Annotated in this window: 28 protein-coding genes; 25 read left to right on the top strand and 3 right to left on the bottom strand. The window is 40.7% G+C overall.

Features of this window, described 5'->3' with window-relative positions; translation table 11 throughout:
• The first annotated feature begins 252 nt into the window (after window positions 1–252).
• Window positions 253–933, top strand: coding sequence for an NAD(P)-binding domain-containing protein (locus tag LLY41_RS13955; protein ID WP_095242525.1), 681 nt, complete (start codon window positions 253–255; stop codon window positions 931–933).
• A gap of 19 nt (window positions 934–952) precedes the next feature.
• Here the strand turns inward: LLY41_RS13955 and LLY41_RS13950 are convergent, their stop codons facing one another.
• Together LLY41_RS13950 and LLY41_RS13945 are read right to left on the bottom strand one after the other, a co-directional pair.
• Window positions 953–2,317 (bottom strand): hypothetical protein, encoded by a 1,365-nt coding sequence (locus LLY41_RS13950; protein WP_286136758.1) that lies wholly within the window; start codon window positions 2,315–2,317, stop codon window positions 953–955.
• Between the two features lie 388 nt (window positions 2,318–2,705).
• Window positions 2,706–3,041, bottom strand: a complete 336-nt coding sequence (locus LLY41_RS13945) for a hypothetical protein (protein ID WP_095242527.1) — start codon at window positions 3,039–3,041, stop codon at window positions 2,706–2,708.
• Between the two features lie 291 nt (window positions 3,042–3,332).
• Between LLY41_RS13945 and LLY41_RS13940 the strand changes: the two genes are divergently transcribed.
• The 15 genes from LLY41_RS13940 (at window position 3,333) to LLY41_RS13870 (ending at window position 15,863) form a co-directional block, all read left to right on the top strand.
• Window positions 3,333–3,665, top strand: a complete 333-nt coding sequence (locus tag LLY41_RS13940; RefSeq protein WP_304585667.1) for a 2Fe-2S iron-sulfur cluster-binding protein — start codon at window positions 3,333–3,335, stop codon at window positions 3,663–3,665.
• 62 nt (window positions 3,666–3,727) lie between these two features.
• A complete protein-coding gene (locus LLY41_RS13935) occupies window positions 3,728–4,498 on the top strand; it encodes a creatininase family protein (protein ID WP_095242529.1) in 771 nt (256 codons plus the stop codon).
• Between the two features lie 223 nt (window positions 4,499–4,721).
• Window positions 4,722–5,453, top strand: a complete 732-nt coding sequence (locus LLY41_RS13930; RefSeq protein WP_095242530.1) for an iron-containing redox enzyme family protein — start codon at window positions 4,722–4,724, stop codon at window positions 5,451–5,453.
• Window positions 5,454–5,575: 122 nt separating this feature from the next.
• The gene (locus LLY41_RS13925) at window positions 5,576–7,039 is read left to right on the top strand and encodes an aldehyde dehydrogenase family protein (RefSeq protein WP_304585666.1); all 1,464 of its coding nucleotides are present in this window, start codon (window positions 5,576–5,578) and stop codon (window positions 7,037–7,039) included.
• A gap of 19 nt (window positions 7,040–7,058) precedes the next feature.
• Window positions 7,059–7,538: a GlcG/HbpS family heme-binding protein gene (locus LLY41_RS13920; RefSeq protein WP_304585665.1), complete on the top strand. Its 480-nt coding sequence runs from the start codon at window positions 7,059–7,061 to the stop codon at window positions 7,536–7,538.
• 84 nt (window positions 7,539–7,622) lie between these two features.
• Window positions 7,623–8,219, top strand: coding sequence for a chromate transporter (locus LLY41_RS13915; protein ID WP_304585664.1), 597 nt, complete (start codon window positions 7,623–7,625; stop codon window positions 8,217–8,219).
• Complete coding sequence (locus tag LLY41_RS13910) at window positions 8,216–8,746, top strand: chromate transporter (RefSeq protein WP_304585663.1); 531 nt, start codon at window positions 8,216–8,218, stop codon at window positions 8,744–8,746. The genes LLY41_RS13915 and LLY41_RS13910 overlap by 4 nt, the downstream gene beginning before the upstream one ends.
• Before the next feature lie 15 nt (window positions 8,747–8,761).
• A complete protein-coding gene (locus LLY41_RS13905; protein WP_095242535.1) occupies window positions 8,762–9,448 on the top strand; it encodes a GntR family transcriptional regulator in 687 nt (228 codons plus the stop codon).
• Between the two features lie 95 nt (window positions 9,449–9,543).
• Window positions 9,544–9,894 carry a 2Fe-2S iron-sulfur cluster-binding protein gene (locus LLY41_RS13900; protein ID WP_095242536.1) on the top strand — a complete coding sequence of 117 codons (351 nt, stop codon included), beginning with the start codon at window positions 9,544–9,546 and terminating at the stop codon, window positions 9,892–9,894.
• 295 nt (window positions 9,895–10,189) lie between these two features.
• On the top strand, window positions 10,190–10,663 hold the full coding sequence (locus tag LLY41_RS13895; protein ID WP_095242538.1) for a RidA family protein: 474 nt from the start codon (window positions 10,190–10,192) through the stop codon (window positions 10,661–10,663).
• A gap of 116 nt (window positions 10,664–10,779) precedes the next feature.
• Window positions 10,780–12,147 (top strand): vWA domain-containing protein, encoded by a 1,368-nt coding sequence (locus tag LLY41_RS13890; RefSeq protein ID WP_304585662.1) that lies wholly within the window; start codon window positions 10,780–10,782, stop codon window positions 12,145–12,147.
• Window positions 12,148–12,619: 472 nt separating this feature from the next.
• Window positions 12,620–13,381: a hydroxypyruvate isomerase family protein gene (locus LLY41_RS13885; RefSeq protein WP_304585661.1), complete on the top strand. Its 762-nt coding sequence runs from the start codon at window positions 12,620–12,622 to the stop codon at window positions 13,379–13,381.
• Window positions 13,378–14,277, top strand: a complete 900-nt coding sequence (locus LLY41_RS13880) for an NAD(P)-dependent oxidoreductase (protein WP_095242542.1) — start codon at window positions 13,378–13,380, stop codon at window positions 14,275–14,277. Before LLY41_RS13885 ends, LLY41_RS13880 begins: the two co-directional genes overlap by 4 nt.
• 122 nt (window positions 14,278–14,399) lie before the next feature.
• Window positions 14,400–15,074: a lysozyme family protein gene (locus LLY41_RS13875; protein ID WP_304585660.1), complete on the top strand. Its 675-nt coding sequence runs from the start codon at window positions 14,400–14,402 to the stop codon at window positions 15,072–15,074.
• Between the two features lie 174 nt (window positions 15,075–15,248).
• Entirely contained in the window at window positions 15,249–15,863 is a 615-nt protein-coding gene (locus tag LLY41_RS13870; protein ID WP_095242544.1) for a Crp/Fnr family transcriptional regulator, read from the top strand.
• On the opposite strand, the gene LLY41_RS13865 is transcribed toward LLY41_RS13870, so the two are convergent.
• Entirely contained in the window at window positions 15,860–16,492 is a 633-nt protein-coding gene (locus LLY41_RS13865; protein WP_304585659.1) for a Crp/Fnr family transcriptional regulator, read from the bottom strand. The genes LLY41_RS13870 and LLY41_RS13865 overlap by 4 nt on opposite strands.
• A 223-nt stretch (window positions 16,493–16,715) precedes the next feature.
• Between LLY41_RS13865 and hpaB the strand changes: the two genes are divergently transcribed.
• The 9 genes from hpaB to LLY41_RS13820 all read left to right on the top strand — a co-directional run bounded on the left by hpaB (window position 16,716) and on the right by LLY41_RS13820 (window position 24,571).
• Complete coding sequence (hpaB, locus tag LLY41_RS13860; protein WP_095242546.1) at window positions 16,716–18,191, top strand: 4-hydroxyphenylacetate 3-monooxygenase, oxygenase component; 1,476 nt, start codon at window positions 16,716–16,718, stop codon at window positions 18,189–18,191.
• Window positions 18,192–18,218: 27 nt separating this feature from the next.
• Window positions 18,219–18,755, top strand: a complete 537-nt coding sequence (locus LLY41_RS13855; RefSeq protein ID WP_304585658.1) for an FAD synthetase family protein — start codon at window positions 18,219–18,221, stop codon at window positions 18,753–18,755.
• Window positions 18,756–18,770: 15 nt separating this feature from the next.
• Window positions 18,771–19,328 (top strand): NADPH-dependent FMN reductase, encoded by a 558-nt coding sequence (locus LLY41_RS13850; RefSeq protein ID WP_095242548.1) that lies wholly within the window; start codon window positions 18,771–18,773, stop codon window positions 19,326–19,328.
• Between the two features lie 21 nt (window positions 19,329–19,349).
• A complete protein-coding gene (locus tag LLY41_RS13845; protein ID WP_304585657.1) occupies window positions 19,350–19,895 on the top strand; it encodes a 3-hydroxyanthranilate 3,4-dioxygenase in 546 nt (181 codons plus the stop codon).
• A complete protein-coding gene (locus tag LLY41_RS13840; protein ID WP_179288925.1) occupies window positions 19,880–20,890 on the top strand; it encodes an amidohydrolase family protein in 1,011 nt (336 codons plus the stop codon). Before LLY41_RS13845 ends, LLY41_RS13840 begins: the two co-directional genes overlap by 16 nt.
• A 4-nt stretch (window positions 20,891–20,894) precedes the next feature.
• A complete protein-coding gene (locus tag LLY41_RS13835) occupies window positions 20,895–21,368 on the top strand; it encodes a RidA family protein (RefSeq protein ID WP_304585656.1) in 474 nt (157 codons plus the stop codon).
• A gap of 1 nt (window position 21,369) precedes the next feature.
• Window positions 21,370–22,830, top strand: a complete 1,461-nt coding sequence (locus LLY41_RS13830; protein ID WP_095242551.1) for an aldehyde dehydrogenase — start codon at window positions 21,370–21,372, stop codon at window positions 22,828–22,830.
• Window positions 22,831–22,891: 61 nt separating this feature from the next.
• Window positions 22,892–23,671, top strand: a complete 780-nt coding sequence (locus tag LLY41_RS13825; protein ID WP_304585655.1) for a 2-keto-4-pentenoate hydratase — start codon at window positions 22,892–22,894, stop codon at window positions 23,669–23,671.
• Window positions 23,672–23,686: 15 nt separating this feature from the next.
• Window positions 23,687–24,571, top strand: a complete 885-nt coding sequence (locus LLY41_RS13820) for an acetaldehyde dehydrogenase (acetylating) (protein WP_304585654.1) — start codon at window positions 23,687–23,689, stop codon at window positions 24,569–24,571.
• The last annotated feature ends 7 nt before the right edge of the window (window positions 24,572–24,578 follow it).

Below are 24,578 nucleotides of genomic sequence, written 5' to 3'. Positions count from 1 at the left end.
TATAAGGCTGTTTTCGCAAGGTTTGTTGCTATATGTATATTATTTACTGCGTTGATTGGAGCGGAAGGTGCGAGACTCCTGCGGGAGTAGCGGGACAGGTGAGACCCCGCAGACGTGCAGCGTAGAGGAGGCTCACCGCCTGCCCCGCGGAAAGCGAGCATCCTGTAGCGGAAATCAACGGGCTACATTAATAGGTGAAAAATAATAATTTATACGAAAAGAGCCTTTTATAAAGACAGGAGTGATATTATTTTGAAAATTGGCTTAGCAGGTATAGGTAAGTTAGGTGCGGCGATGATGACTCACTGGCATCAATCAAACTTTTCAATAGGTATTTTTCATCCCGACAGGTCAAAGGCAGAACAATTTGCTGAAAGGTATCCTAACGCAAATCCTGTGACTGTTAACGAGTTGAGACATTTAGATATTATTCTGCTCGCATTGCCGGCTGGAAAAGTGATTTCTTTTATGGATAGCATAATTCCAGAGAATTCTTCGATTACCTTCATTAATATGGCGACCGCGCTTCTAACGAAAGAAATTAAAGAAAGGTTCCCTTCCTGTAAAGTGTTTGGGTTGAAATACATGGGGCATTCAAGAGACTTAATGGAGAATGGAAAGGGATTATTTATTACTGAGGACCATCTCCCCGCTCCTGTCCAGGACCTATTCAGACCAGTAGGGGAAATCATAAAAGACAGTGAAGAGAGAGTAGCAGAAATAAATAAACTGGCAACCTATTATGCTGTCAAAACGGCTGTTGAAATTGAGAATGATTTAACAGGAAAAGGGTATCACCCAGCCTATGTTAAAAGGGCGCTGACTTCTCTGGCACCAGAAGTCATCCGGTCTTACAGCGAAGGCACTTTGGGGCATTTTGCAAAAGAGATTGTGAAGGAAATACAGGAATCTAATAAAAAAGCTGCTGATTAATTTTCAGCAGCTTTTCCTATTAGAGCAATCTTTCCAGCAAAAACAAATAGAACATTACGCAGGCAACATATACTGCCGCAAAAGGAAGATTCCAGCTGGAGACTTTGTAGGAATCGACTTTGATAATGTTAGACATGAGACCAAGAGTTGCATTATATGGACCTACTAAGAAGGCGGAAACCGCCCCGGACAGCATGGCGACTGTCAGGATATGAGGAGAAATTCCGATGGCATCCGGGTTTACTCCTTCAATCATCAATGCCAGGGAAACGGCTGGATGGAGGCCCAGAAAGGCCAGCCCTAAAGGAATCAAAGGCAGGAGAATCAGGAAAATCTCGACTCCGGCTACACTTATAAAAGCTGCAATCCAGTCAAAAAGAAGTTCATTTGCCTTCGAAATATTAATCGCTGAGATAAAAAAGCCTGTTGATAAAAAGATAAAAAATTGATCTTTCATACTCATAGCGAAGGAATTGAAATGATCTGACAGCTGATGGCCAAATTCTTTTCCTTTACGTAACAAAAGGGACCAGCTGAAAGCAAATGGAATGACGATTAGTGAAACAAGAATTAAGAATGGCAACGAAACTTGTGTCTCTGCAAGGGATACGAGGACATTAAAAATAGCGATTGCCACCAGGATTTGAAAAACCCTGCCCGGGCGGTCGTCATTGGTCACTTCCAGGGCTGCAGCTGTTTCATGAACAGATTCTTCTGAAGAGTGCGGGAGTTTCATTGGCTGAGACTGACGGGATCCAATAAACCAATCCATTGCTAATCCAAATATGCTCAGCGGAATGACATAAGGGAGGATGGACCCCCAACTGACCCCCGTCATCGTTATCACAATTCCCACAATAGGAGTTACAGGTGCCCAAATTAAAGGCATCGCAAACCCTCTGGATATGGCCCTGCTCATGAACCGCTCCTTATTCCTTACCGGGAAGCTCCCCAAAGCCGGCCTGATGGAATAATAGGTCATGGGCAGGGTGGCAAGATTCATGAAAATACTGAAAAAGTAAGAGATTCCAGAAGTCATCATATACAAATGACCAGATGTTTTTACACGTTTTTGAATGATAGCCTGGATACCTTCCCCGTATCGTCCCAGTTTAACAGGAATCCCCAAAATGGGTATTAAAGTAAACATGGTAAGCAAATCAAGCATTGGTCCAAAAGCAAAAATATACTGCTGCCACTCTGAGTTGCTTGTCCAGAGCAGGACTGCACCAAAAGTCAGGAAAACTCCCCCGAGAATCTGAACAAATTTCTTTGTCAGCCGGAATGTCAAAACGACGATGATAAAACACAAGATAGAAAGGAGAGAATCAATATTCCACTGCGGAAGCAAGGTGGACAGCAAATATAATGTGATCACTGCCATAAATAAAACTCTTAGCATATCAGACACCCTCATTTAATTGAATTCAAACTTAAATTGTATACCAAATCCTCGTTTTTTATCTATTTGTTCAAAAATCAGTCACAAATGTTCATTTATTTTGGTATTTGGTATACAATTTTATTGTAAATTTAAAAAATCCATCATATAATAATGATAACAGGTAAAAGAAAAAAAGGAGGCTGCCCCGATGTTCCATTTTCTATTTGGATCCAAATATGCAATTGAGAAAACTGAAAGAAAATTAGCCCGTTTAAGGAGAACATTAAAATTCTAATTTTGCCGCCATGCTTTGGCGGTTTTTTTCTTTTATATGTGTGAACAGCAAACCCGGAAGAAGATCGGCTTCCTCCGGGTTTAAAAAAATTTCTTATATTGCTACTTCATCAGATTTAACCAGCTTCGAATGAATGGAGTCTTCACTGTTGCCGGATGCCTTTACAATTTCATCCAATTCCTCTCTCGCTGCTTCCAGCGTTTCAAAACGTTCAAAGAATTTTACACCGATATGATTTACATACTCTTTTCCTTCATATTCTTCATATAGTTGTATTTTCATATTCTCATCCAAAACTTCTGCAATAGTGTATTTAGCCTTCAGATTTTCGAAAAAATAGAAATGATACGTCTCAACCACCTTTAAACCTTCGTTTTCAAGAATAGTCTGGAAAGTATCTTTATTTGTTAATACAATGTATTTACCCAATTAAAACACTCCTTTTTTATTTTAGATTTTCAAATATAAATAATAAATATGTAATTAGGCAGCATACCTCCCTTTCTTTTGGAATATTGTATACCACAAACTTTAAATGTATTTTATACTAAAATTTCAAAAGATACAATGATATATTCTAAATTTTTTAATTATTCGGTTAAAAACACCATACATACGATCCTTTCCAACTAAAAAAAACAAATTTGCTAATCTTCAAGAAAAATTGTATACTTTGAAAAAGTATCTAAATTTTTAGAATAAACTGAAAGGGGTAATGGTATGCCGAAGGTTACGCTACATGTGGATGGAATGATAGTGGAGAAGCAGGTTAAGGATAATGCCAATTTGGTTGTTTTGGCAGGGATTCGCCAGTTTCCGGAATTAAAATATGGGTGTGGGATGGGAAGGTGCACAAAATGCACTTGTATCGTATTAGACGCGGGAGATGATCTCGGACCGCCAAATTGGAAGGAAGAAAAAATGCTTGGCGATAAAGTGAAAGAAGGGTACCGGTTAACCTGCCAGATGACTATTCAAAGCGATATAGAAATATCCCAGGAAAATATCTCTGTAAAACCTCCCAAGAAAACAACAGCAGCTATTACAAAATAGTATTTTTATTTTTGCCAATTCAAGGTATACAAAATACCGAAAACAAGCGGGGTATAAAGAAAATGAAATGTTATGATCTTACCAAGATGACGTGGAAGGAAGTTGAGAAATCCTTAGAAACTGCAGAATTTGCTATTATTCCTGTTGGAGCACATGAGCAGCACGGCCCTCATATGGAGGAAAGCTGCGATGCCGTGCTTGCAGAAAGAATGGCGACTAAACTGGGGCAAAGAATGTTTCCCTATGCGATTATCACGCCAACTGTTAACATGGGTGTTTCTGAACACCATATTCATTTTCCCGGTACAATCAGCCTTCAGCCGTCTACTTTGATTGCTGTTCTGAAAGATATGGTCTCTTCGCTGAAACAGCATGGCATCAAGAAGTTTCTATTTTTGAATTCCCATGGCGGAAACCAATCTACACTGAATCTCGCAGCAATGACTATCACAAAGGAATTAGAAGTAGAAGTCTACTATGCAAAGACCACAGCCTCTGCCAGGGAATCTATCGGGAAATATGTTAAATCCCCTCTATTTGGGCACAGCTGCGAAAGGGAAGTATCTGAAGCTCTGTATCTGGCTCCGGAACTGGTAAGAGAGGAACTTTTGGAAAAAGGAGAAATCAAGAAGGGCGGCAGATGGGAAAAGTTGCGTCCGGGGAAGGCAGTCCAGGGATTTTATTTTTACGAAGAAATGACTGGCAACGGCTGTATAGGTGATGGACGCAGAGGGAGCAGGGAAATAGGAGAACAAATTGTAGAAGAAGCCCTGGATAATCTTACTCAGGAGCTTTCCGAACTGCTTGATCTGAAAAAAGAGCTTTCTTATTAAATCTATCAAACTAGCAACCGAGAAAAAATAATCTTTAAAAAATTCTAAAAATTGTGTTTACATTTGAAAAAGAATAGGTTATGATTTCATTAAGGTATACCAAAGACCAAAAAAACAAGATTAATAGGCCGTATATTAGCAGCCTATTATTTTTTAAAGTGAGTTTGGTATACAAAATATCAAATGCCGATAGGCTACATAATTTTCGAGGAGGAGTTTACACATGCCAGAATTATTATCTAAAGATGAATTTCGCAAAGAACTAGAGGAAGCCATTAAAGGAAACCACAGTCAGAAAGCTCCATTCACTGTAGCTTGGGCTGAAGGAAAACTGGAAAGAAAGCATTTTGCAAGATGGGCTGAAAACCATTACCACTATGTAGGGCCTTTTGCAGACTACTTAGCGTATATCTACCACAACACTCCAACCGATCCGAAGTTTGAAGCAGCAAAAGATTTCACACTTCAAAATATGTATGAAGAAGAAATTGCGGCTGACCGCCATACAGACCTGCTGATTCGTTTTGCAGAAGCATGTGGAACGACTCGTGAACGCGTAATCAATCCAGAAAACATGGCAGCTACAACATTAGGCCTGCAAAGCTGGTGTTATGCAGTTGCGGCCCGTGAAAACTTCGTTGTGGCTACTGCCGCTCTTGTTGTTGGGTTAGAATCACAGGTACCGGACATTTATCGAAAGCAGACTCCTGCTCTTCGTGCACAATACGGATTCACTGATGAAGAAATTGAATTCTTCGATCTTCATATCGTATCCGATGAAATCCATGGAGAACGCGGCTATAAGATTGTTTTAGATCATGCCGACACTCCAGAACTGCAGCAGCGCTGTCTGGAAGTAGTTCGCACAGGTGCGAAGATGCGCCGCATGTACATGGATGGCCTATGGAGAGAATATCTTGAACAGGATCTTGGCTCTTTAGTAGAAGCAAAATAATATCTATTATCCAGGCCGTCACACTAAATCTTGTCATACGAGGTCTATGTGGCGGCCCTTTCTATAACCAGAGAATTTGGCGCAGTAAAGGGAGAAATAAACAGAGAGTAAGGTGATTTCATTTGATTACAACAAAAGTAGAAACTTTCCATAATTATATTAATGGTGAATGGCAGGAATCAGGGAGCCAAAAGAAGTTTTATAGTGTTAACCCGGCAAATACTGAAGATGTCGTCGGCGTTTTTCAGGCATCCAATGAAACAGATGTCAAGCTGGCGATTGAAGCCGCGAAGGAAGCATTCCCTGGCTGGGCAAAGACAGCTCCATCCAAGCGTGCAGCCATTTTAAACAAAGCAGCAGCATACCTTGAAGAAAATGCCGCCCAATTTGCAGAAGAACTGACAAGAGAAGAAGGGAAGCATGTCAGTGATGCAAAAAATGAAGTGCTCCGTTCTGCACAGACGCTTCGTTATTATGCGGTTGAGGGACAAAGCTTTACAGGTGAAACCTTCCCTAATGATGATCCCAATATGAGAGTTTCAACGGAAAGAGAACCGCTCGGCGTTGTAAGTGTCATAACGCCATGGAACTTTCCAATCTCTATAGCGGCGAGAAAAATTGCCCCAGCATTAATTTCAGGAAACACAGTTGTGTTCAAACCTTCATCAGATACCCCTCTGATTGCTGTCCGGCTTGTAGAAGCACTGCACGAGGCAGGTATTCCAAAAGGGGTCTTAAACTTTGTTACAGGGAAGGCTTCTGATGTAGGTGATTTATTAGTCACCCATCCTGCCGTCAAAGCTGTTACATTCACTGGTTCGACAGCTGCAGGTGAGGATATCCACAGCAAGAGCTCTTTCACCACCCGAACTCAAATGGAGCTTGGCGGCAAAAATCCGCTTTTAGTTATGGAAGATGCTGACCTTGAACTGGCGGCTACATTAACAGTAAATGGCGGGTTTTCTTTAACAGGGCAAGCCTGCACTGGAACAAGCAGAGTCATTGTGATGAAGGAAGTAAAGGAAGCATTTGTAAACAAATTGATTGAAAAAACAAGTGCTCTTAAAATAGGAAACGGTTTTGAAAATGGAGTTAAAATTGGTCCGCTGGCAAATGAAAAGCAGCTGAACAATGTTCTGAAGTATATTGAGTTTGGAAAAGAAGACGGTGCAGATCTTGTATATGGCGGTGAACAGCTGACTGAAGGCCAATATGAAAAAGGATATTTTGTTCAGCCGGCCATTTTTACGAATGTTAAACCGAATCACCGTATTGCCAAGGAAGAGATTTTCGGACCGGTTATTGCCGTGATCGAGGCAGATACATATGAAGAAGCCATTGCGGTTGCGAATGACGTTGACTACGGATTATCTGCTTCCATCGTGACAAATAACTTAAAAACAGCCAGCCAGTTTACAAAAGATATTCAGGCGGGCACGGTAAAAGTAAACCGGACTACGACCGGAAACTTAATCAATGCCCCATTTGGCGGATTAAAGCAATCCAGCACAGCAACGTTCCGGGAGTCGGGAAGAGTCGGCCTGGAATTTTTCACTCAAGTAAAAACCGTTTATATCGGGTACTAAAACTAAAGGAGAATGAAAAATGAAAACTGCTTTAAAACTTGAACTGGAAGAAGCAAAATTGATGATTGAAGCAGCAAAGGAAAAATCTGCTGAAATAAATGTGTTCGAAACGATTGCGATTGTCGATGACGGCGGAAGTGTCATTGCCCTTGAGCGCATGAATGGAGCAAGAATCACCGGCCCGGAAATTGCGATTGCTAAGGCATACACTGCCGCCGGCCACAAACGCTCCACCCACCTATTCAATAAAGAACCGAACGGGCCTGCCCTGCCTGGCAATGAAGCATTTGGCATCCAGCATATGCTTGATGGCAAATTTGCTGTGTTTGTCGGTGGGTTCCCAATTGTGGTAAATGGTGAAGTTGTAGGCGGAATCGGCATCAGCGGAGGAAACGGCGAGCAGGATACCGCTGTAGGGACTGCTGCACTAAAAGCCCTTCAAACTTACCTGGAAAAAGACGGCTATGAAGTTGTAACAGAAGCAGATATTAAAAAATAATAGAAAGGGACCTCATTCGTTATAAATAGATAGCGGAATGAGGTCCTTCTTCAGTCAAAAGCACCTATAAAAGGGGAGGATCGCATGAAGCCTTATCTTGAATTGGCGGTTGGATTTGCACGTACCGGTGTGACAGGGTATGGAGGAGGTCCTTCGACAATACCGCTGATCGAATTTGAAGCAGTCAAGAAATATAAGTGGATGACTGAGGAGGAATTTGGAGAGACTCTGGCGCTGGCCAATACATTGCCCGGACCGATTGCAACGAAGATGGCTGCCTATATCGGCTATAAAGTCAAAGGCAGCTTGGGTGCCACTGTAGCCATACTAACGCATATTCTTCCATCCATTATCGCCATGATTGCATTACTCGGGGTTTTATACTCCTTCCGCCAGTCCCCGATTGTCAGCGGAATGGTGCAGGGAGTGACACCTGTCATCGGTTTTATGCTGGCAGAAATGGCGTACCGTTTTTACCAGAAAGGCAGCCAGGGCTTAGGATTGCCTAAAAACCTTATATTGGCCGCAGTGTCATTAATTTTTGTGCAATTTTTGGAGTGGCATCCCGGTATTTTAATTGCAATCGTCTTAAGTACTGCTTTTTATATTGCCCATCGGAAAGAACAGGCGAATAAAAAGGCAGCTGAAGAGTACATGCCAGTAAGGGAGAAAAGTTCATGATCTATTGGGAAATCTTTTGTGCATTTTTTATAGCGAATTTATTGGGTTACGGCGGGGGGCCAGCAACAATTCCCCTCATACAAATTGAAGTAGTCAATAACAATGGCTGGATGACACTCTCTGAATTTGGGGATGTACTCGCCATAGCAAATGCGCTGCCGGGTCCAATAGCAACGAAAATGGCTGGTTTTATTGGCTATGAACTAGGCGGAGTATTGGGTGCGGCAGTGGCATTAGCCGCAACCATCCTGCCGTCCGCTTTGGCAGTGATTGTGCTGTTTAAGTTTGTGAATTTATTTAAAGATTCCCCTAAAGTGAAATTAATGACCAAATCTGTACAGCCGGTCATTGCTGTCCTTCTGGCTGTCATGGCTTATCAGTTCTTTATGTCAGCCTTCGAAAAAAGCGGAATGCTTCACCTTATGCTTCTTGCAGCTGTCAGCTATTTAACTTTAATCAAATTCAAGGTTCATCCTTCTCTTGTTATATTCGGAGCTTTATTTTATGGAGGGATCTTTTTATCTTAAACAGGCGGTGAAACAATGGAAAAAACATGGGAGGAAACCAACTTAATATCTATACGCGAACATGCGTATTTGTATCTGAAAAAACTTATTTTAGAAGGAGAATACCAGGCAGGAGACAGACTGGTAGAAAGAGAACTTGCAGCCAAACTTAACATCAGCCGAACACCGATCCGTGAAGCGTTATTCAGGCTGGAATCGCAGGGCTTCGTGAAAACAGTTCCCAGAAAAGGGGTTGTCATCTCCAATATCTCAGAGGATGAAGTATTGGAGGTCTTTACCATCCTTTCTTCTCTTGAGGTGCTGGCTGTAAAGTTGGCAGCGCAAAGAATGGATACAGGTACACAACAAGAACTGGATCACAAGATTAAGGAACTAATTGAGCTAAGTGAAAAGGATGAAGAAAACTTCAATTCTGAACATATTCAGATGAACAGGCTGATTAATAAGGCATCCAAGAGCCCAAAGCTATATGAAATCCTATCAGGCTTGATCGATTTCATTCACATGGCCGCCAATATGGGATATGAAACACCTGGGAGAAGAAAGGACTCATTAAAGGAACATATCGATATTATGAAAGCACTTCGCGACAAAGATGCCGAAATAGCGGAATACCTGATGAGAATTCATATTGAGAATTCGAAAAGGGCATACATGGCCTATGTGAACCGAATTAAAAAGAGAGGGACTGTTAAAAACTAAGAAATATTTAAAAGTTTAGTATTGTCTGAATATTGTTAATGTGGTATATTGTATACCAAGAACTAAGAAGCGAAATCACAGGGAGGAATTCATTCATGCCAAACATCCATTTTGTCAACAGCAACAAAACTCTGGAAGTGCCTGAGGATTCTAATATATTAAGAATGTCGCTCCGCTATGACGGTGATCTGCCAAATCGCTGCGGCGGGGGAATTTGCGGCACATGTGTTTTTAAAACGGAAGAAGGGTCCGAATATCTGGATAACGTGAAAATCCAGGAAAGAAGAAAGCTGGGAGAAGAGTGGCTGGAAAAAGGCTACCGTTTAGGATGCCAGACGTTTGTAACAAACGGGGATATTTCCATTTCCTGGGATGATAAAGTAACAGATCAGGTTAAAAAGAGAAAGCCGGATAAATTGAAGCAAGCCGTCTCTACAGGAAAATGAGATCCCGAAGACTGCATTCTGTAATGAAGGAACTTAGCTTCTGTACGTTACAGAATGCAAAATAAATTTCAAATAATATAGAAGAAGGTGAAATTATGTGGGTTTGCAGCAGTCATTTAAAAGAAGCCATGCAAATATTAAAAACTCCTCATATTCGAAAAGCTCCTTATGAAATTAAATGCTCACTTTGTGAAAATCATGCTTTCGCCAAAGTGTATTATACTCACCGCTCATTTAAATTCACTAAACAACTTTATTCTTCATTAAAACAAAGTGTTTCCCAGGAGGCATAGTGATGGAAGGGGTAAAAAAAGGAATTGAAGAAAGACTGGAAGAGCTGAATATCCAGCTCCCTGAATTGACTGATATCCGAATGCCTTTTGAACCGGGCGTTATCTCAGGAAAGATTGTTTATTTATCCGGGCAAACACCCAGAGTAAATGGTCTCCAGAAGTATACCGGAATTGTCGGGGCAGGCATTTCGATCGAAGAAGCAAAGGATGCGGCACGAATTTGTACCCTGAATTTGCTGGCAGCCCTTAAAGGAATCATTGGAGATTTAAATAAAGTGAAAAGAATCATCAAAATGGATGGATATGTTGCCTCAACAAGTGACTTTAAATATCATCCGATCGTCATAAATGCATCTTCAGAACTGCTGCATGATATTTTCGGCAAGGAAAATGGACATGCACGTAAAGCAGTGGGATTGGCTTCACTGCCGGGCGGGGCCCCTGTTGAGATAGAAATGATTGTTGAACTCGAATAATTTTCTTGAGAGGGCTGCTCAAATTAGAGCAGTTTTTTTATTTTATAAAAATAATTTCATAGATTCCATGTCATGGTAAAATGATTGAAGATATTGAAGATAAGAAGGAGGGTACTATGAAAAGAGCATTACTGCTAGTCGTAACTATTATTCTTTCTGCAGTATTTCTTATTGCATGCAGTTCAGCTGAAGAGAATAAGGACGATAAAAAGGAGTCTGATCAAAACAAATCAGCTGAAAATATGGAAGGGGATGAGGGAGAAGATTCTCAGCAAACTGTAAAAAATTATCCTTCCATTCCCAAGTCTTTTAAAGAATCTGCAGAATATGACATGACAGGAGAATTTGCAGGAGAAGAGTTTTCAGAAGAGGCAAAAAAGAAGCTTAATGAGCTTTCTGAAATTAATAAGGATTCGTCAGAGGAAGAAATAGAGGCAATGGAACAGGAAATATTTGCGCTGTTTAAAGAAAATCTAAATTTGCCTCATTTGCCAATTGACCAATGGGAAGCAATGAAGTTTGCTGACCCAAGTGCCGGGGCGCAAGGTCCACAGGTTAAGGGAAATTATAATGTGGCTATATTGCTGGATTCTAGTGGCAGTATGGGTGCAATCGAGAACGGGCGGACAAGAATGGATTTAGCCAAAGAGGCCATTCAGCAATTTGTTGAGAGTTTGCCGCAAGAAGCTAATGTCTCTCTTAGTGTTTATGGACATGTAGGCACAGGGCAGGAAAAGGATAAAGAAAAGTCCTGCAGGAAGGTTGAAGAAGTTTATCCGCTTTCAGCTTATAACCCCGTTGAATTTTCAAGCTCATTAAATCAGTTTAAGCCTGCAGGGTGGACACCTATGGCTAAAGCGGCCGAGCAGGTGATGGACAATTTAAAAGAATTGGATGGAGAGAATAATACTAACATAATCTACATAGTCAGCGACGGGATTGAAACATGCGGAGGAGATCCTGTTAAAGTTATGGAAAGCCTTGGTGCATCCAACCTTAAGCCTGTTGTCAATATCATTGGCTACCAGGTAGACAATGAGGGCCTTAATCAATTAAAGGAAATGGCAAAGGCCGCCAATGGCCAGTTTGTGAACGTTCAAAATGAGCAGGATCTAAAATCTGAATTTAACAGGACAGCGGAAATGGCTAAAGTTTGGTCTGAATGGCATGAAGACACCAATGCAGCCATTAATAATCTGTTTAATACTGTACAATCACAGTTGAACGATTGGCACAAGACAGAGCAGGAAAAGATGAACAGGGAACACAAAAATCTCCAATCAGCTGTAAATTATTTGAATGATCAAGAAAAAATTGATACAGATATTTTCTTAAGATATGATGATCATTACCGGGATTATTTTTTGACAGTGGATCAGGAGGCGCGTGATTTATTCTTAGAGCTCGATAGCCTAAATCGCGACTCATTCCTTGATAATTGGGATGAGATAACAGATCGATTTTTAGAAAATGTTAATAAGTAATTTTATAAAAAGTCTGCTCAAAAAGTATTAGGAGCAGGCTTTTTCTATATAAAAGACTAAAAAGGATTCTCTTCACTTTTATCGAATTAAAGTATAACAGAATCTTTCATGTAATTTGTCTTAATAAAAATGGGGAATATTGAAATTCCCATCTTGTTTAAGTTCCTATTAAGGGAGCTGCAAATCCCCCAGGCAGCAAGTGTGTCGTGCGAAATTAACTGGCTTAATATATATCCAAAAACAACAATTTAATAGAAAGACTATTTTTATTTATCGCAGTCTAACGGGCAGTAAGACCCCCACTTCAAGACTCAGAGGCTTAGTTGAACCAATCGTGTTCGTTGTGTCGATTGATCGATCGCTAGCGTAGATTTTAGCGACACTAGAACGCGATTAAAAATCAGTGGGGGATAAGGAAAACCCCCACTGATTAAAGTTTCACTTTATGACAATCCTATTCAAGGAGGCTATCATGAACAATTTTTCTGTCAATCTATCAACCGTTTTTACTGAAGTTCCTTTTTTAGACCGTTTCAAAAAAGCCCGTGAAGCTGGTTTTGATCTTGTAGAATGTCAATTTCCATATGCATATACAATAGAAGAAGTAAGAAATGAGCTTAAGCTCAATGATTTAACAATGGTTTTAAGTAACCTGCCTCCCGGTCACTGGGAAGAAGGGGACAGGGGACTCGCTGCAGACCCCAATCGCATAGAAGAATTCAGGAAATCAGTTGAAATCGGGATCCGTTATGCGAAAGGCCTTGGGGTAAAGAAGATTCATTGCATGGCGGGGGTACACTCGAGTAATAATCAGAATGTTTTTATTGAGAATCTCTCTTTTGCGGGCAATGCAATGTCTAAGCACGGAATTAACTTATTAATTGAGCCAATCAATTCATTCGACATGCCTGACTATTTCTTAAATGATATCCGGCAGGCTGAAGAGATAATTAATAGTGTCGACTTGCCGAATGTGAAGCTGCAATTCGACTTTTATCATATTGAAAGAATTCATGGCCAGGCTCTTTCTTTTTTTCAAAAATATGCTGAGCTGGTTTCACATGTACAGATTGCAGACAATCCGGGCAGACATGAGCCGGGGACGGGAGAAATGAACTATAAAGAGATCCTCCTATATTTGCAGAAACACTATAAAGGCATTATTGGTCTTGAATACAATCCGCAAGGCAAAAGCGCTGACAGCCTTGCTTGGCTGAAAGAGGTGACCTCATGAAGATCGGGTTTATTGGAACAGGCGTGATGGGCTCCAGAATGGCCCGGCGGCTGCTAGGCCATGGTTTTCAAGTGGCAGTACATAACCGGACATTCCAAAAAGTAAAGCCACTCATAGAAAATGGAGCGATTTATGAAGAAACAGTAAGTGCGCTTTCCAAACAATGTGAAATTATATGCACGTGTCTTTCGATGCCTCAAGATGTTATGGCCGTTTATATGAGTAAAGAAGGAATCATTGACAATGCCAAGCCAGGAACGATATGCATTGACCTTACTTCTGTAGGGGCAGATACGAGTAAAACCATCTATGGGATAGCAGGTGCAAAAGAAATCAGTTATCTTGACTGTCCTGTCAGCGGCGGACCAGAAGGGGCCGAAAATGGCACTTTAACGATCATGGCTGGCGGCGGGGAAATGGCCTTTCAGAAAGTTAAGCCGGTACTTGATGTGCTCGGTGAAACTATAGAATATATGGGCCCTTCGGGGTCAGGCAGCATTGCCAAGCTGATTAATCAGTATCTTGTTGCTGTCCACTCGCTGGCTGCATCAGAGGCAATGGTCACCGGAGCTGCTTATGGATTGGACTCTGAACAGCTTTTTAATGTATTGAAGGCAAGCTATGGCGACAGCCGAATCCTCCGCAGGCATATGGAACAATACGTATTCGACCGCCATTTCACACCAGGTGGGGCAGTGAAATACGTTCACAAGGATGTCCGGCTTGCCAACCAGCTAATGCAGGAAGCAGGACTTAATCAATTCACAGGGCAGATGGCGGAAAAAGCATTCCAAACAGCAGCAGAGAAAGGACTAAGCGAGCAGGATATGTCGGCAGTCATAAAGCCACTGGAGGAAGAGGGAGGAATTATGGTTATGAGTAGAAATAACAAATAAAAATCCAACAATATCTATAAAGTATTTTCCAGCTTCTCTAAAGGAGCTTTTCTATTAAAATATCAGTATTTTCTGCTATAATAATAATCTGAAATAATAATAGAGAAACCGGGAGTGCAGCAATGAAGCGCAGAAAAAGCAAAAAGCGTATAAAACGCAGTTCAAATATAGCCTTACTGTTATTTTTTATGGTTTTGATTTTCGTCTTATTTGATCAATTCAAGCAGATTAATATAAGGGAAACTTCAGTTTCTTTGCTGCCAAATTTGGTATCTAAAGACGTCCAGAATTACACGCCTTTACTTGAAATGGAATTGAAAGAGGTCAATCTCGAAGAATACACACTCGTTCTGGCAGCGATCATGCAGCAGGAAAGCAAAGGGAAAGGCGGGGACCCCATGCAGGCCTCCGAATCAGCAGGACTGCCGCCTAACTCCATTCAGGATCCGGAACAGAGCATCAAACAAGGTGTTAAGCATTTTAAGCGCGCTTTAGACTACGGCAATAACAAAAAGGTAGATTTTCCAACCATTATTCAGGCTTATAATATGGGAATCGGATATATTGATTATGTATCCCAGAAGGGCGGGAAGCATAGCGAGGAGATTGCAAAAGAATTTTCTCTTGCCCAGGCGGAAAAGAATCCGCAGATTTATAACTGCGGTGGCGACAAAAATAACTTCCGCTACCCATATTGCTATGGGGATTTCAGTTATACGACGAAGGTGACAAAGAGTATCGAAAGTTTAATTGCAAGCAATAATGAGGATATCCCGCTGCAATTCCAGGATATTTAGTTTCGTTTTAATCCTCTTCTTTTTGGAAGGGGTTTTTATTTTTATCCCGCTAGATGAAGTGATTGTTTAGAAATATAGATAAATGTTATATTTATTATTAATTAATAGATTTGCAGCAATAAAACATACACCTGATTAATTGAGTTATAAAATATTCATAAAGAAGGTGAGCACATGAATAAGCTCCGCAATAGGTGGGAGCCGTATTTGCATTATGGTCAATTATTTAACGCAGATAAGAATAAGGTGATTTATCGCCAGGGTGAAAAAGGTAAAGGCTTCTATTATTTACGTAAAGGTGAAATAAAGATTACCCTCCTATCTGATAAAGGAGATGAGCGTATTATCAATATAGTTCCCTCAGGCATGCTATTTGGTGAACATGGAATTCAAGGCGAACAATATCTTACAAGTGCGATTACCATACTTCCCTCTGAAATCTATTTCTTCTCTGATGATGTCTACACTACTATTTGTAAAAAGCATTCTAATGCAGCTGAAATTTATACCGATTCTCTTATTTATAAATTCCGGACGCTAGCAGATATAATCACCTTCATGGATAGTCCTGTTGAACACCAGATGGCCTATTATCTTATCAAATTGGCAGAAGAAAACGGGAAGGTATCCATGAATCAGACTGCATTTTCCAAATATATTGGGGCTTCAAGGATTACTGTAAATAAAGTGATTCAAAAATGGAAAAAAGCAAATTACATAACATTAATAAACAGGCAAATCCTTATTAAGGATATGAATAAATTAAAAGCTATCATCGATAATGATTAATATGACTGCTTGACTAGGTTTCTTAGGAAATCTGGTTTTTTTATGTAATATTTTTTATTGTCTGTGTCTATAATGCCCTTCTCTTTCCATTCTTTTAAAACCTTATACACTGTTATTCTAGTTAAACCAGTACAACTGGAGAGATCCTGTTGTGATAGTGGTATTTCGTAATTTTTGAATTCATCACAAACATTCTGAAGAAGCAATGCAACCCTCTGTTCGGATGTAAGCGCATTCATATTTATCCGATCTAAAAGAATCTTCATTTTGTGTATGACACTTTTTGAAAAAAGCTGATTTAAATCCGGATATTGAACCATGAAATCTCTGAATTCCTCAGATGAGAAGTGATAGACAACGGAATCTTTTACCGCCACAGCAGTCGTAAAATGTTTTTTTTGGTCTAATGATTGAACTCCTAAAAGCTGATTAGGGATCACAATATTTAAGACTCTTTCTTTCTCAGTTGCTGTTACAGTAACAATTTTGACAAGACCTTTATGAAGAAAATAAAACCCATCCCCATTTGTTCCCTGAGTATAAATATGTTCTTTCTTTCTGATAAACCTCCTTTTACCCAACTTTAAGTAATCCTCCCAATGAAAAACATGTTCATAGACAGTAACCAAGTTATTCCCTCCTAATGAAAATGTGTGTGTAATCATCAGCGAAAATTTTTGTCTCAGAAATTACTATTATCATAGGGGAAATTGTAGAAAAAAACTATGGGATTTTAGACTATTTTAATTGTTTAGAAATTTTAAATTAATTTTATGTTAAATAGACTACAGTTACTTAAAAAATTTAATATTACAATTCAAACTGAAAATAACAAAAAGTTGGAGGTAAGATATGGGAATCAGAACTGGTGCTCAATATATCGAAGCTATTAAAAAGCGTAAACCCGAGGTTTGGATGGCTGGTAAAAAAGTAGAAGATGTATTTACAGAGCCTGTATTTAAACAGCCAATACTTGAAATTGCCAAATTATATGATATGCAGCATGAACCTGAATATATGGATAAGATTACCCATATTTGTGAGGAGACCGGAGAGAGAGTGAATAATGCTTTCCTCGTGCCGAAAAGCTTTGAAGATTTAAAGAAAAGGAGAGCAATTTTTGAAGCTTTTGCCAAAGCTACCTACGGATTGATGGGCAGAACACCTGACTTTTTAAATGTTGTCTTAACGTCGTTTTATCATAATGCCTGGTTTTTTGAGAAGTATGATAAATCCTGGGCAGAAAATGTACGGAATTATTATAAATATGTACGTGATAATGATTTATTTCTGACACACGCAATCATAAATCCTCAGAATGATAGAAGCAAATCTTCACATGAACAGAAGGACACTTATACTCATCTGGGAGCTGTAAAGGAAACTCCGGAAGGATTAGTGGTCCGAGGAGCTAAGATGCTTGCAACACTTGCACCAATTACAGAGGAGGTCATCATTTATTCCTTCCCTGGATTTAGTCCTGGAGATGAAAAATATGCATTAGCTTTTGCTATTCCACTTGATACACCAGGTATTCGTATTATTTGCCGAGAAGCCATGCAGGATGGAACACGTTCCGTCTTTGATCATCCGCTTGCTTCCCGGTTTGAAGAAATGGATGCGCTGCTTGTTTTTGATGACGTAGTCGTTCCATGGGATCGAGTGTTTTTATATAACAATATCGAAGCTGCGAACAAGCTGTATCCTCTGACAGGTGCAGGACAGCAGCCTGCACATCAAACGGGGGTAAGAGGACTGATAAAATTGCAATTTGCTACAGAAGTAGCTATGAAGCTAGCAGATGCAATTGGGGTAGATGGGTATTTAAATGTGCAAAATGATCTGGCCGAAATTATTCAATCACTTGAATCCATTAGAGCTTTGCTGGATGTAGCAGAGTATAACTACTCCATAACAGAAAATGGCGAGGCGATGCCTGATTATGTACCTTTGGAAACGATAAGGGGTTTACTGCCGAAAATGTACCCAAGGGCAATCGAAGTGATGCAAATAGTTGGAGCAGGCGGGCTGCTCATGTCCCCTACTGGAGCCGACTTTGAAAGTGCATTGAGAGAAGATATTGAGAATTACTATGTTGGCAGAGCAGGTGTTTCTTCCCTTGAAAGAGTGAGCATTTTCAAACTTGCATGGGATTTATGCGGTGAGGCTTTTGGCCAAAGGCTGCTGCAGTATGAAAGATATTATACTGGAGATCCAATTCGCAAAAGAGGAATCTTTTTTAATAATTATAAACGCCTCCATACTCACGATATGGTGGATGAAGCATTAAAGGTATGTACGCTGGATAAAGAAGTTGCAGCTAACTAGTTCGAAAAGATAGGGAGGGGGGGCCAAGTGGAAACACATATCTATTCTTCTCTAGCATTGCCTTGTTCTGTCATTGCTGTGGGTGCCTTTGACGGCGTGCATCGTGGCCACCAGGAGGTAATAAAGCAAGCTGTTAAAAGAGGAAAATTTTTAAATGCACCCAGCCTTGTCTATACCTTTGACCCGCCGCCGCGTGTTTATTTTCAAGGAGCATACATGCTGAGTTCGATCCAAGAAAAATTACCGAAATTAGAAGTGCTAGGTGTTGATCAAGTGGTAATTGCTCGTTTTGATCATGTGTATGCTCAAGCAAGTGCTGAGGAATTTATAGAAACCTTATCAAAATTAAACCCGCTTGAAATTATCGTCGGGGAAGATTTCCGTTTTGGAAGGAATCGTGACGGAGATATTCATCTATTACAAAAGTATTTTACTGTACGGGTCATAGAACCAGTCTGCTGTTCAAGCGGGAATCGCATCTCATCTACAAGGATTCGGCAATTGCTGTCAAGAGGTGAGGTCCAGAGTTCCCACTCTCTTCTCGGCTGGCCAGCGGGAGAATAGAAAGGGGAACAAAAAATGAAATTGTTGGGTATATCCGGCACAATCATAGGTGCCAAAACAGGGATTGTCGTAAAAAAAGTTCTAGAAGAAGTGGAGCTGAAATATCCGGATATCGAAGTTGAATATTTAGACATGATGGATTATGATGTTCAATTTTGTGATGGCCGTGATCCTAATACTTATTCAGAAGATACAAAGAAGGTAATTGAAATGGTTTCTTCTGCTGACTTTTACATTATTGGTACTCCAATTTTTCAGGGGTCGATTCCGGGCGTCTTAAAAAACCTCTTTGACTTAATCAATCCCAATGATCTTAGGAACAAAGTTATGGGGTTTACTGCAAATGGGGGTACCTACCAGCACTACCTTGTTATTGAGAATCAGCTTAAGCCAATAGCAGGTTTCTTCCGTGCTTTTGTTGCACCAAGCTACGTTTACGCAAATAGAGATCATTTTAATGAAAAGAATGAACTCAGCGATCCAGACGTTCTGCAAAGAATTTCACATCTTGCTGATGAAGTGGTTCATATGCAAAAAACATTAAAAAAAGAATATGCGCAGGTCAATGAATAAAATTGAAGGGAGCAATTGATTATGAAAGTGAAAAGCAAATTTATGCCTATAAATCTAATGCAGTTTATTGAGGAAAATAAGGACCAATTAAAGCCGCCAGTCAATAATAAGGTCATTTGGAAGGATGCTGAATTAATGGTGATGCTGCTTGGCGGCCCAAATAAAAGACGTGATTTCCATGTGGATCCATCAGAAGAAGTCTTCTATCAAATCAAGGGCAGCTGTTATGTAGAGGTCATTAATGATGAAGGAAAGCGTGAAGTTATTGAAGTTAAAGAAGGAGAAATGTTCCTTCTTCCAGCAAATGTTCCGCATTCTCCACATCGTGTTGCAGATACGATTGGATTGGTTATTGAACGCAATCGTGCAAAAGGAGAGTTGGAGGATTTCGTTTGGTTCTGTGATGAATGTGACCATGAGCTCCACAGAGTCAAAATTCAGCTGACGAATATTGAAGTACAGGTCAAAGAAGCAATTGCTGAATTTAACAGCAGTATGGACCTTAGAACGTGCGAACATTGCGGGCATGTCATGGCGCTGGAAGCGAGTGAATGGAAATGCGAGTAGACTTTCATACTCATATAATCCCTGAGAATTTCACTGAATTAACAAAAAATTTAATGGGAGATAAGTGGCCAGCTCTTGAGCGAACATGTGCCTGCGGTGCAAATATCATGGTAGGTGGCAAGGTGTTTCGTGAAGTGACAGATCAAGTATGGAGTCCTGAAAAGAGAATACATGACATGGAAAGAGAACATGTGGACATTCAAGTGCTCTCTCCTATTCCCGTAACCTTTTCTTACTGGGCGCCTGCTGAAGAGGCATCTATTCTTGCTCGAATACAGAATGATTTTATTGCAGAGACTGTAAGTCAAAACCCTTCTAAATTTATCGGTTTAGGTACAGTCCCTTTACAGGATGTGCAGGCTGCGATTCGTGAAATGGATCGATGCATCCATGAATTAGGCTTAAGGGGTATTGAGATTGGCACTAATGTAAACGGTAACAATCTGGATGATCCATCTTTAATCGAATTCTTCGAGATGGCTGAGAAGTGGGATGTGCCGCTTTTTATACACCCTTGGGAAACCTTGGGGAAAGAGAGAATGCCAAGGCATAATCTGATGTACACTGTTGGAATGCCAAGTGAAACTGCACTTGCAGGTGCAAGTTTAATTTTAGGTGGAGTGATTGAAAAATTCCCGCGTTTAAGAATTTGTTTTGCACACGGCGGAGGTTCTTTACCATACTTATTGCCGCGTCTTGATCAAGGCTGGAAGGTTTGGCCTCATTTAAGGCTGCTGGAGAAACCGCCTAGTTATTATGCGAAGAAGTTTTATTTTGATTCCTTGGTAAATGATCCTATTAATTTAAACTATTTGCTGCAAAATTTTGGGCATGAGCAAATCATTATGGGTTCAGATTATCCATTTCTATTAAGGGAAATACGGCCTGGTAAAGTAATAGATGAAACCCTTGATCTTACAGCTGAACAAACAGAAGCTATGCTGGGAAAAAATGCTCTTCGATTTTTAAATGTGCCTGCTAAGGTTGGGAGTTGAAAATATGGTTAATGGAACGGTAAGTCCTGAACAAAAATTAGAGGAGCTAGCGATCAAGCTGCCGCCAGTCCGTTCATCCGCAGGAAACTATGTCAGCTGTGTCCGAACAGGAAACCTTCTATTTACGTCTGGGCAAGGGACAGATGAATACCGGGGGCGGTTAGGAGAAGATCTCCCGATAGAGGTTGGGTATGAAGCGGCCAGACAATGTATGTTAAACCTATTGGCTGTTGTAAAACAAGAGGTTGGCGACCTTAACAAAGTAAAAAGAATCGTAAAAATTCTTGGCTTTGTGAATAGTGCTGATGATTTTACCGATCAGCCCAAGGTCATGAATGGCGCTTCAGATTTACTTGTTCAAATTTTTGGAGAAAAAGGCCAGCACGGAAGGTCAGCTGTCGGTATGGCTCAACTGCCAAACAATAATGCCGTGGAAGTTGAGATGGTGCTTGAAATAGAGGGGCAGGAGGCGATATGAAATGACGCAATTACAGCAGAAGGTTATTAAGGACGCAAAACTCTTTATTAATGGAGAATACCGTGACTCAGTTTCAGGAGAGAGCTTTGACACCCTTGATCCTGCCACGAACCAAAAACTTGCATCTGTTGCCAAGGCAAATGAGGAAGATGTCAATCACGCAATTGAAGCAGCTCAGCGTACTTTTGATAGCGGAACCTGGAGTAAAATGCCGGTTGCTGAAAGATCTGAGATCTTATGCAGGATGTCTGACCTTATAATGGATCGAGCTGACGAAATAGCTCGTGTTGAAACACTGGATGTGGGAAAACCGATCAAGGAGAGCCGGGGGTTTGATATTCCGAGAGCGGCAGCAAACTTAAAGTTCTTTGCCGAAATGGCAAACTACATTCACCATGAACATTATGATCAGACAAAATATATGTCTTACTCCAAATACGCCCCAGCCGGTGTAACAAGTTTAATTATTCCCTGGAACCTGCCTTTTATGCAAATGACATGGAAGGCATCTGCAGCAATGGCAGCAGGAAATACAGTCGTTGTGAAACCTGCTTCCTATACACCATTAAGTGCAGTAATGCTCGGAGAAATTGCCAATGATGCCGGGCTTCCTCCAGGTGTGCTTAATATAATTACAGGTCCAGGAGGGACAGCCGGTACAGCAATGACCAAACATCCATCTGTACGGCGCATTTCGTTTGTAGGTGATAGCACAACCGGCAGAACGGTCATGAAAAATGCTGCCTCGCAATTAATCCCAGTTTCGCTGGAGCTTGGAGGCAAGTCTGCAAATATTGTGTTTGAAGATGCAAACCTGGATGAAGCCATTGAAGGTTCAATTGATGCTATTTTTAGAAACCAGGGTGAAATTTGTTTAGCAGGATCCCGTTTGCTTTTACAAGAAAGCATTTATGATCTTTTCCTCGACAAGTTTGTCCAAGCCGTTAAAAAAATCAAGGTGGGGGACCCGCTTCGTGAGGATACGGACATGGGGGCATTGGTTTCAAAAGGACATCTTGAAACAGTGGATGAGTATGTTCAAGCGGGAATAGCCGAAGGTGCTAAGCTTGCCATCGGCGGTAAGAAAATTACCTCGCTCGTTGAAGGCAATTTTTATGAGCCAACTGTCCTTTATGATGTGGATAATAAAATGAAGGTAGCTCAGGAAGAAATATTTGGTCCGGTTTTATCTGTCATTCCATTTAAAACAGAAGAAGAAGCTGTCCAAATTGCAAATGATTCTATCTATGGTCTTGCAGGTGTTGTTTGGACAAACGACCTCCGCCGTGCCCATCGGGTAGCATCAAGCATTAATTCAGGGTTATTTTGGATTAATTGCTGGTATTACAGAGATCTAAGAACACCTTTTGGAGGTTCAAAGGCAAGTGGAATTGGCCGTGAGGGAGGCCGCCATAGTTTCGAATTTTATACGGAAGCGAAAACCATCACCATGAAACTATAAAAGAGTGCTTAACCCGCACTCTTCTTTTCCTTAATTAACGATTATAAGAGAGAGTGAGTATATGAATCTGCTAATAAATGAAATTGTAGAAGATTTACTGGAAGCTGAATTAACGAAACAGGCAATGACTCCGCTTACTCAGAAATATTCAAACCTGAATGCAAGGGATGCATACCATATCCAACTGGAAGTGATAAAACAGAAAATTAGCTCAGGCCGCAGGATCATTGGCAAAAAGGTTGGACTGACAAGTGTGGCTATGCAGCAAATGCTTGGTGTAGATGAGCCTGATTACGGACATTTGCTTGATGATATGAAGGTAATGAGTGATGGAAAGGTTAAGATGAATGATCTGCTTAGTCCCAAAGTGGAGGCTGAAATCGGATTTATCCTTGGTGAAGATCTGAAGGGGCCAAATGTAACCTGGCTGGATGTAATGATGGCTACAAAGTACATAACTCCAACTCTTGAGATTATTGATAGCAGGATAGCCGATTGGAAAATTCAGCTGATTGATACAGTTGCAGATAATGGCTCCTCGGCAAAAGTTGTAGTCGGGAAGCAATTAACCGAAATAGACGGAATGGATTTGCGCAGCATCGGGATGAGCTTGTATAAAAATGGCGAGTTGATCTCTACTGGATCAGGTGCTGCAGCACTTGGCCACCCAGCTCAGGCTATTGCATGGCTTGCGAATAAGCTCCATGAATTTGACATTACCTTAAAAGCCGGGGAACTCATTCTTCCAGGAGCTCTAAGCGGAGCGATAACAGCAGAAGCAGGTGATACTGTGTCCGCCCATTTCGGACGCTTGGGTACTGTTTCAGTCACATTTGAATAATGAGGGGTGAATATTTTGGCTAAAATCAAAGCAGCAATCATCGGTTCTGGCAATATAGGCACCGATCTTATGTATAAGCTGGAAAGAAGTGACGTTATTGAACTCACAGCAATGATCGGGATTGATCCAGAGTCTGAAGGGTTAAAACGTGCAAAAGATTTGGGTTATCCAATTTTTTCAAATGGTATTCAAGCCTTAAAAGAAAATCCGGATTTGGCTGATATCGTTTTTGATGCAACGTCAGCGAAAGCACATATTAGACATGCGGAAGTATTAGAAGAATTAGGGAAACTGGCAATTGATTTGACTCCCGCTGCAAAAGGTCCATTTGTCAGTCCTGCTGTAGAAGCACCTATTCATAATGAAGCATTAAATGTAAACCTGATAACTTGCGGAGGACAAGCAACCATTCCTATTGTTCATGCAATAAATTGTGTTGCTGATGTAGCTTATGCTGAAATCGTTGCAACTATTTCAAGCAAAAGTGCGGGACCGGGGACGCGGGCAAATATCGATGAATTTACGATCACTACCAAAAGAGGGATTGAGGAAGTTGGAGGGGCTGATGAAGGAAAAGCCATCATTATTCTAAATCCAGCGGAACCGCCTATCCTGATGCGAGATACCATTTACTGTGAAGTTAAAAATATGGATCAGGATGCAATCCTTAAATCGATATATGAAATGGTCGAGACGGTTAAGGAATATGTACCTGGATATCGTTTGAAGCAAAAGCCGTTATTTGATGAAAGTCGTGTGACCGTATTTATAGAAGTAGAGGGTGCTGGTGATTATTTTCCTATTTACGCAGGCAATCTCGACATTATGACAGCTTCCGCAACTCGTGTGGCAGAAAACTTCGCCAAAAATTTACTGGTTCAGAATGTAATAAGTGGTTGATAGAAAG

This window comes from Cytobacillus firmus (genome assembly GCF_023612095.1).
In the GTDB taxonomy this organism is placed as follows: domain Bacteria; phylum Bacillota; class Bacilli; order Bacillales; family Cytobacillaceae; genus Cytobacillus.
Note: the sequence above shows the minus strand (reverse complement) of the source record. Positions and strands in the feature narration are given on the sequence as shown.

Excerpts from the sequence above, each read along its gene's own strand:
- LLY41_RS13920 (WP_304585665.1), top strand. The coding sequence starts at position 7,059 with ATGAAAACTGCTTTAAAACTTGAACTGGAAGAAGCAAAATTGATGATT.
- LLY41_RS13910 (WP_304585663.1), top strand. The coding sequence starts at position 8,216 with ATGATCTATTGGGAAATCTTTTGTGCATTTTTTATAGCGAATTTATTG.
- LLY41_RS13895 (WP_095242538.1), top strand. The coding sequence starts at position 10,190 with ATGGAAGGGGTAAAAAAAGGAATTGAAGAAAGACTGGAAGAGCTGAAT.
- LLY41_RS13915 (WP_304585664.1), top strand. The coding sequence starts at position 7,623 with ATGAAGCCTTATCTTGAATTGGCGGTTGGATTTGCACGTACCGGTGTG.
- LLY41_RS13905 (WP_095242535.1), top strand. The coding sequence starts at position 8,762 with ATGGAAAAAACATGGGAGGAAACCAACTTAATATCTATACGCGAACAT.
- LLY41_RS13850 (WP_095242548.1), top strand. The coding sequence starts at position 18,771 with ATGAAATTGTTGGGTATATCCGGCACAATCATAGGTGCCAAAACAGGG.
- LLY41_RS13900 (WP_095242536.1), top strand. The coding sequence starts at position 9,544 with ATGCCAAACATCCATTTTGTCAACAGCAACAAAACTCTGGAAGTGCCT.
- LLY41_RS13940 (WP_304585667.1), top strand. The coding sequence starts at position 3,333 with ATGCCGAAGGTTACGCTACATGTGGATGGAATGATAGTGGAGAAGCAG.
- LLY41_RS13840 (WP_179288925.1), top strand. The coding sequence starts at position 19,880 with ATGGAAATGCGAGTAGACTTTCATACTCATATAATCCCTGAGAATTTC.
- hpaB (WP_095242546.1), top strand. The coding sequence starts at position 16,716 with ATGGGAATCAGAACTGGTGCTCAATATATCGAAGCTATTAAAAAGCGT.
- LLY41_RS13825 (WP_304585655.1), top strand. The coding sequence starts at position 22,892 with ATGAATCTGCTAATAAATGAAATTGTAGAAGATTTACTGGAAGCTGAA.
- LLY41_RS13930 (WP_095242530.1), top strand. The coding sequence starts at position 4,722 with ATGCCAGAATTATTATCTAAAGATGAATTTCGCAAAGAACTAGAGGAA.
- LLY41_RS13935 (WP_095242529.1), top strand. The coding sequence starts at position 3,728 with ATGAAATGTTATGATCTTACCAAGATGACGTGGAAGGAAGTTGAGAAA.
- LLY41_RS13885 (WP_304585661.1), top strand. The coding sequence starts at position 12,620 with ATGAACAATTTTTCTGTCAATCTATCAACCGTTTTTACTGAAGTTCCT.
- LLY41_RS13835 (WP_304585656.1), top strand. The coding sequence starts at position 20,895 with ATGGTTAATGGAACGGTAAGTCCTGAACAAAAATTAGAGGAGCTAGCG.
- LLY41_RS13870 (WP_095242544.1), top strand. The coding sequence starts at position 15,249 with ATGAATAAGCTCCGCAATAGGTGGGAGCCGTATTTGCATTATGGTCAA.
- LLY41_RS13950 (WP_286136758.1), bottom strand. The coding sequence starts at position 2,317 with ATGGCAGTGATCACATTATATTTGCTGTCCACCTTGCTTCCGCAGTGG.
- LLY41_RS13890 (WP_304585662.1), top strand. The coding sequence starts at position 10,780 with ATGAAAAGAGCATTACTGCTAGTCGTAACTATTATTCTTTCTGCAGTA.
- LLY41_RS13845 (WP_304585657.1), top strand. The coding sequence starts at position 19,350 with ATGAAAGTGAAAAGCAAATTTATGCCTATAAATCTAATGCAGTTTATT.
- LLY41_RS13875 (WP_304585660.1), top strand. The coding sequence starts at position 14,400 with ATGAAGCGCAGAAAAAGCAAAAAGCGTATAAAACGCAGTTCAAATATA.
- LLY41_RS13880 (WP_095242542.1), top strand. The coding sequence starts at position 13,378 with ATGAAGATCGGGTTTATTGGAACAGGCGTGATGGGCTCCAGAATGGCC.
- LLY41_RS13830 (WP_095242551.1), top strand. The coding sequence starts at position 21,370 with ATGACGCAATTACAGCAGAAGGTTATTAAGGACGCAAAACTCTTTATT.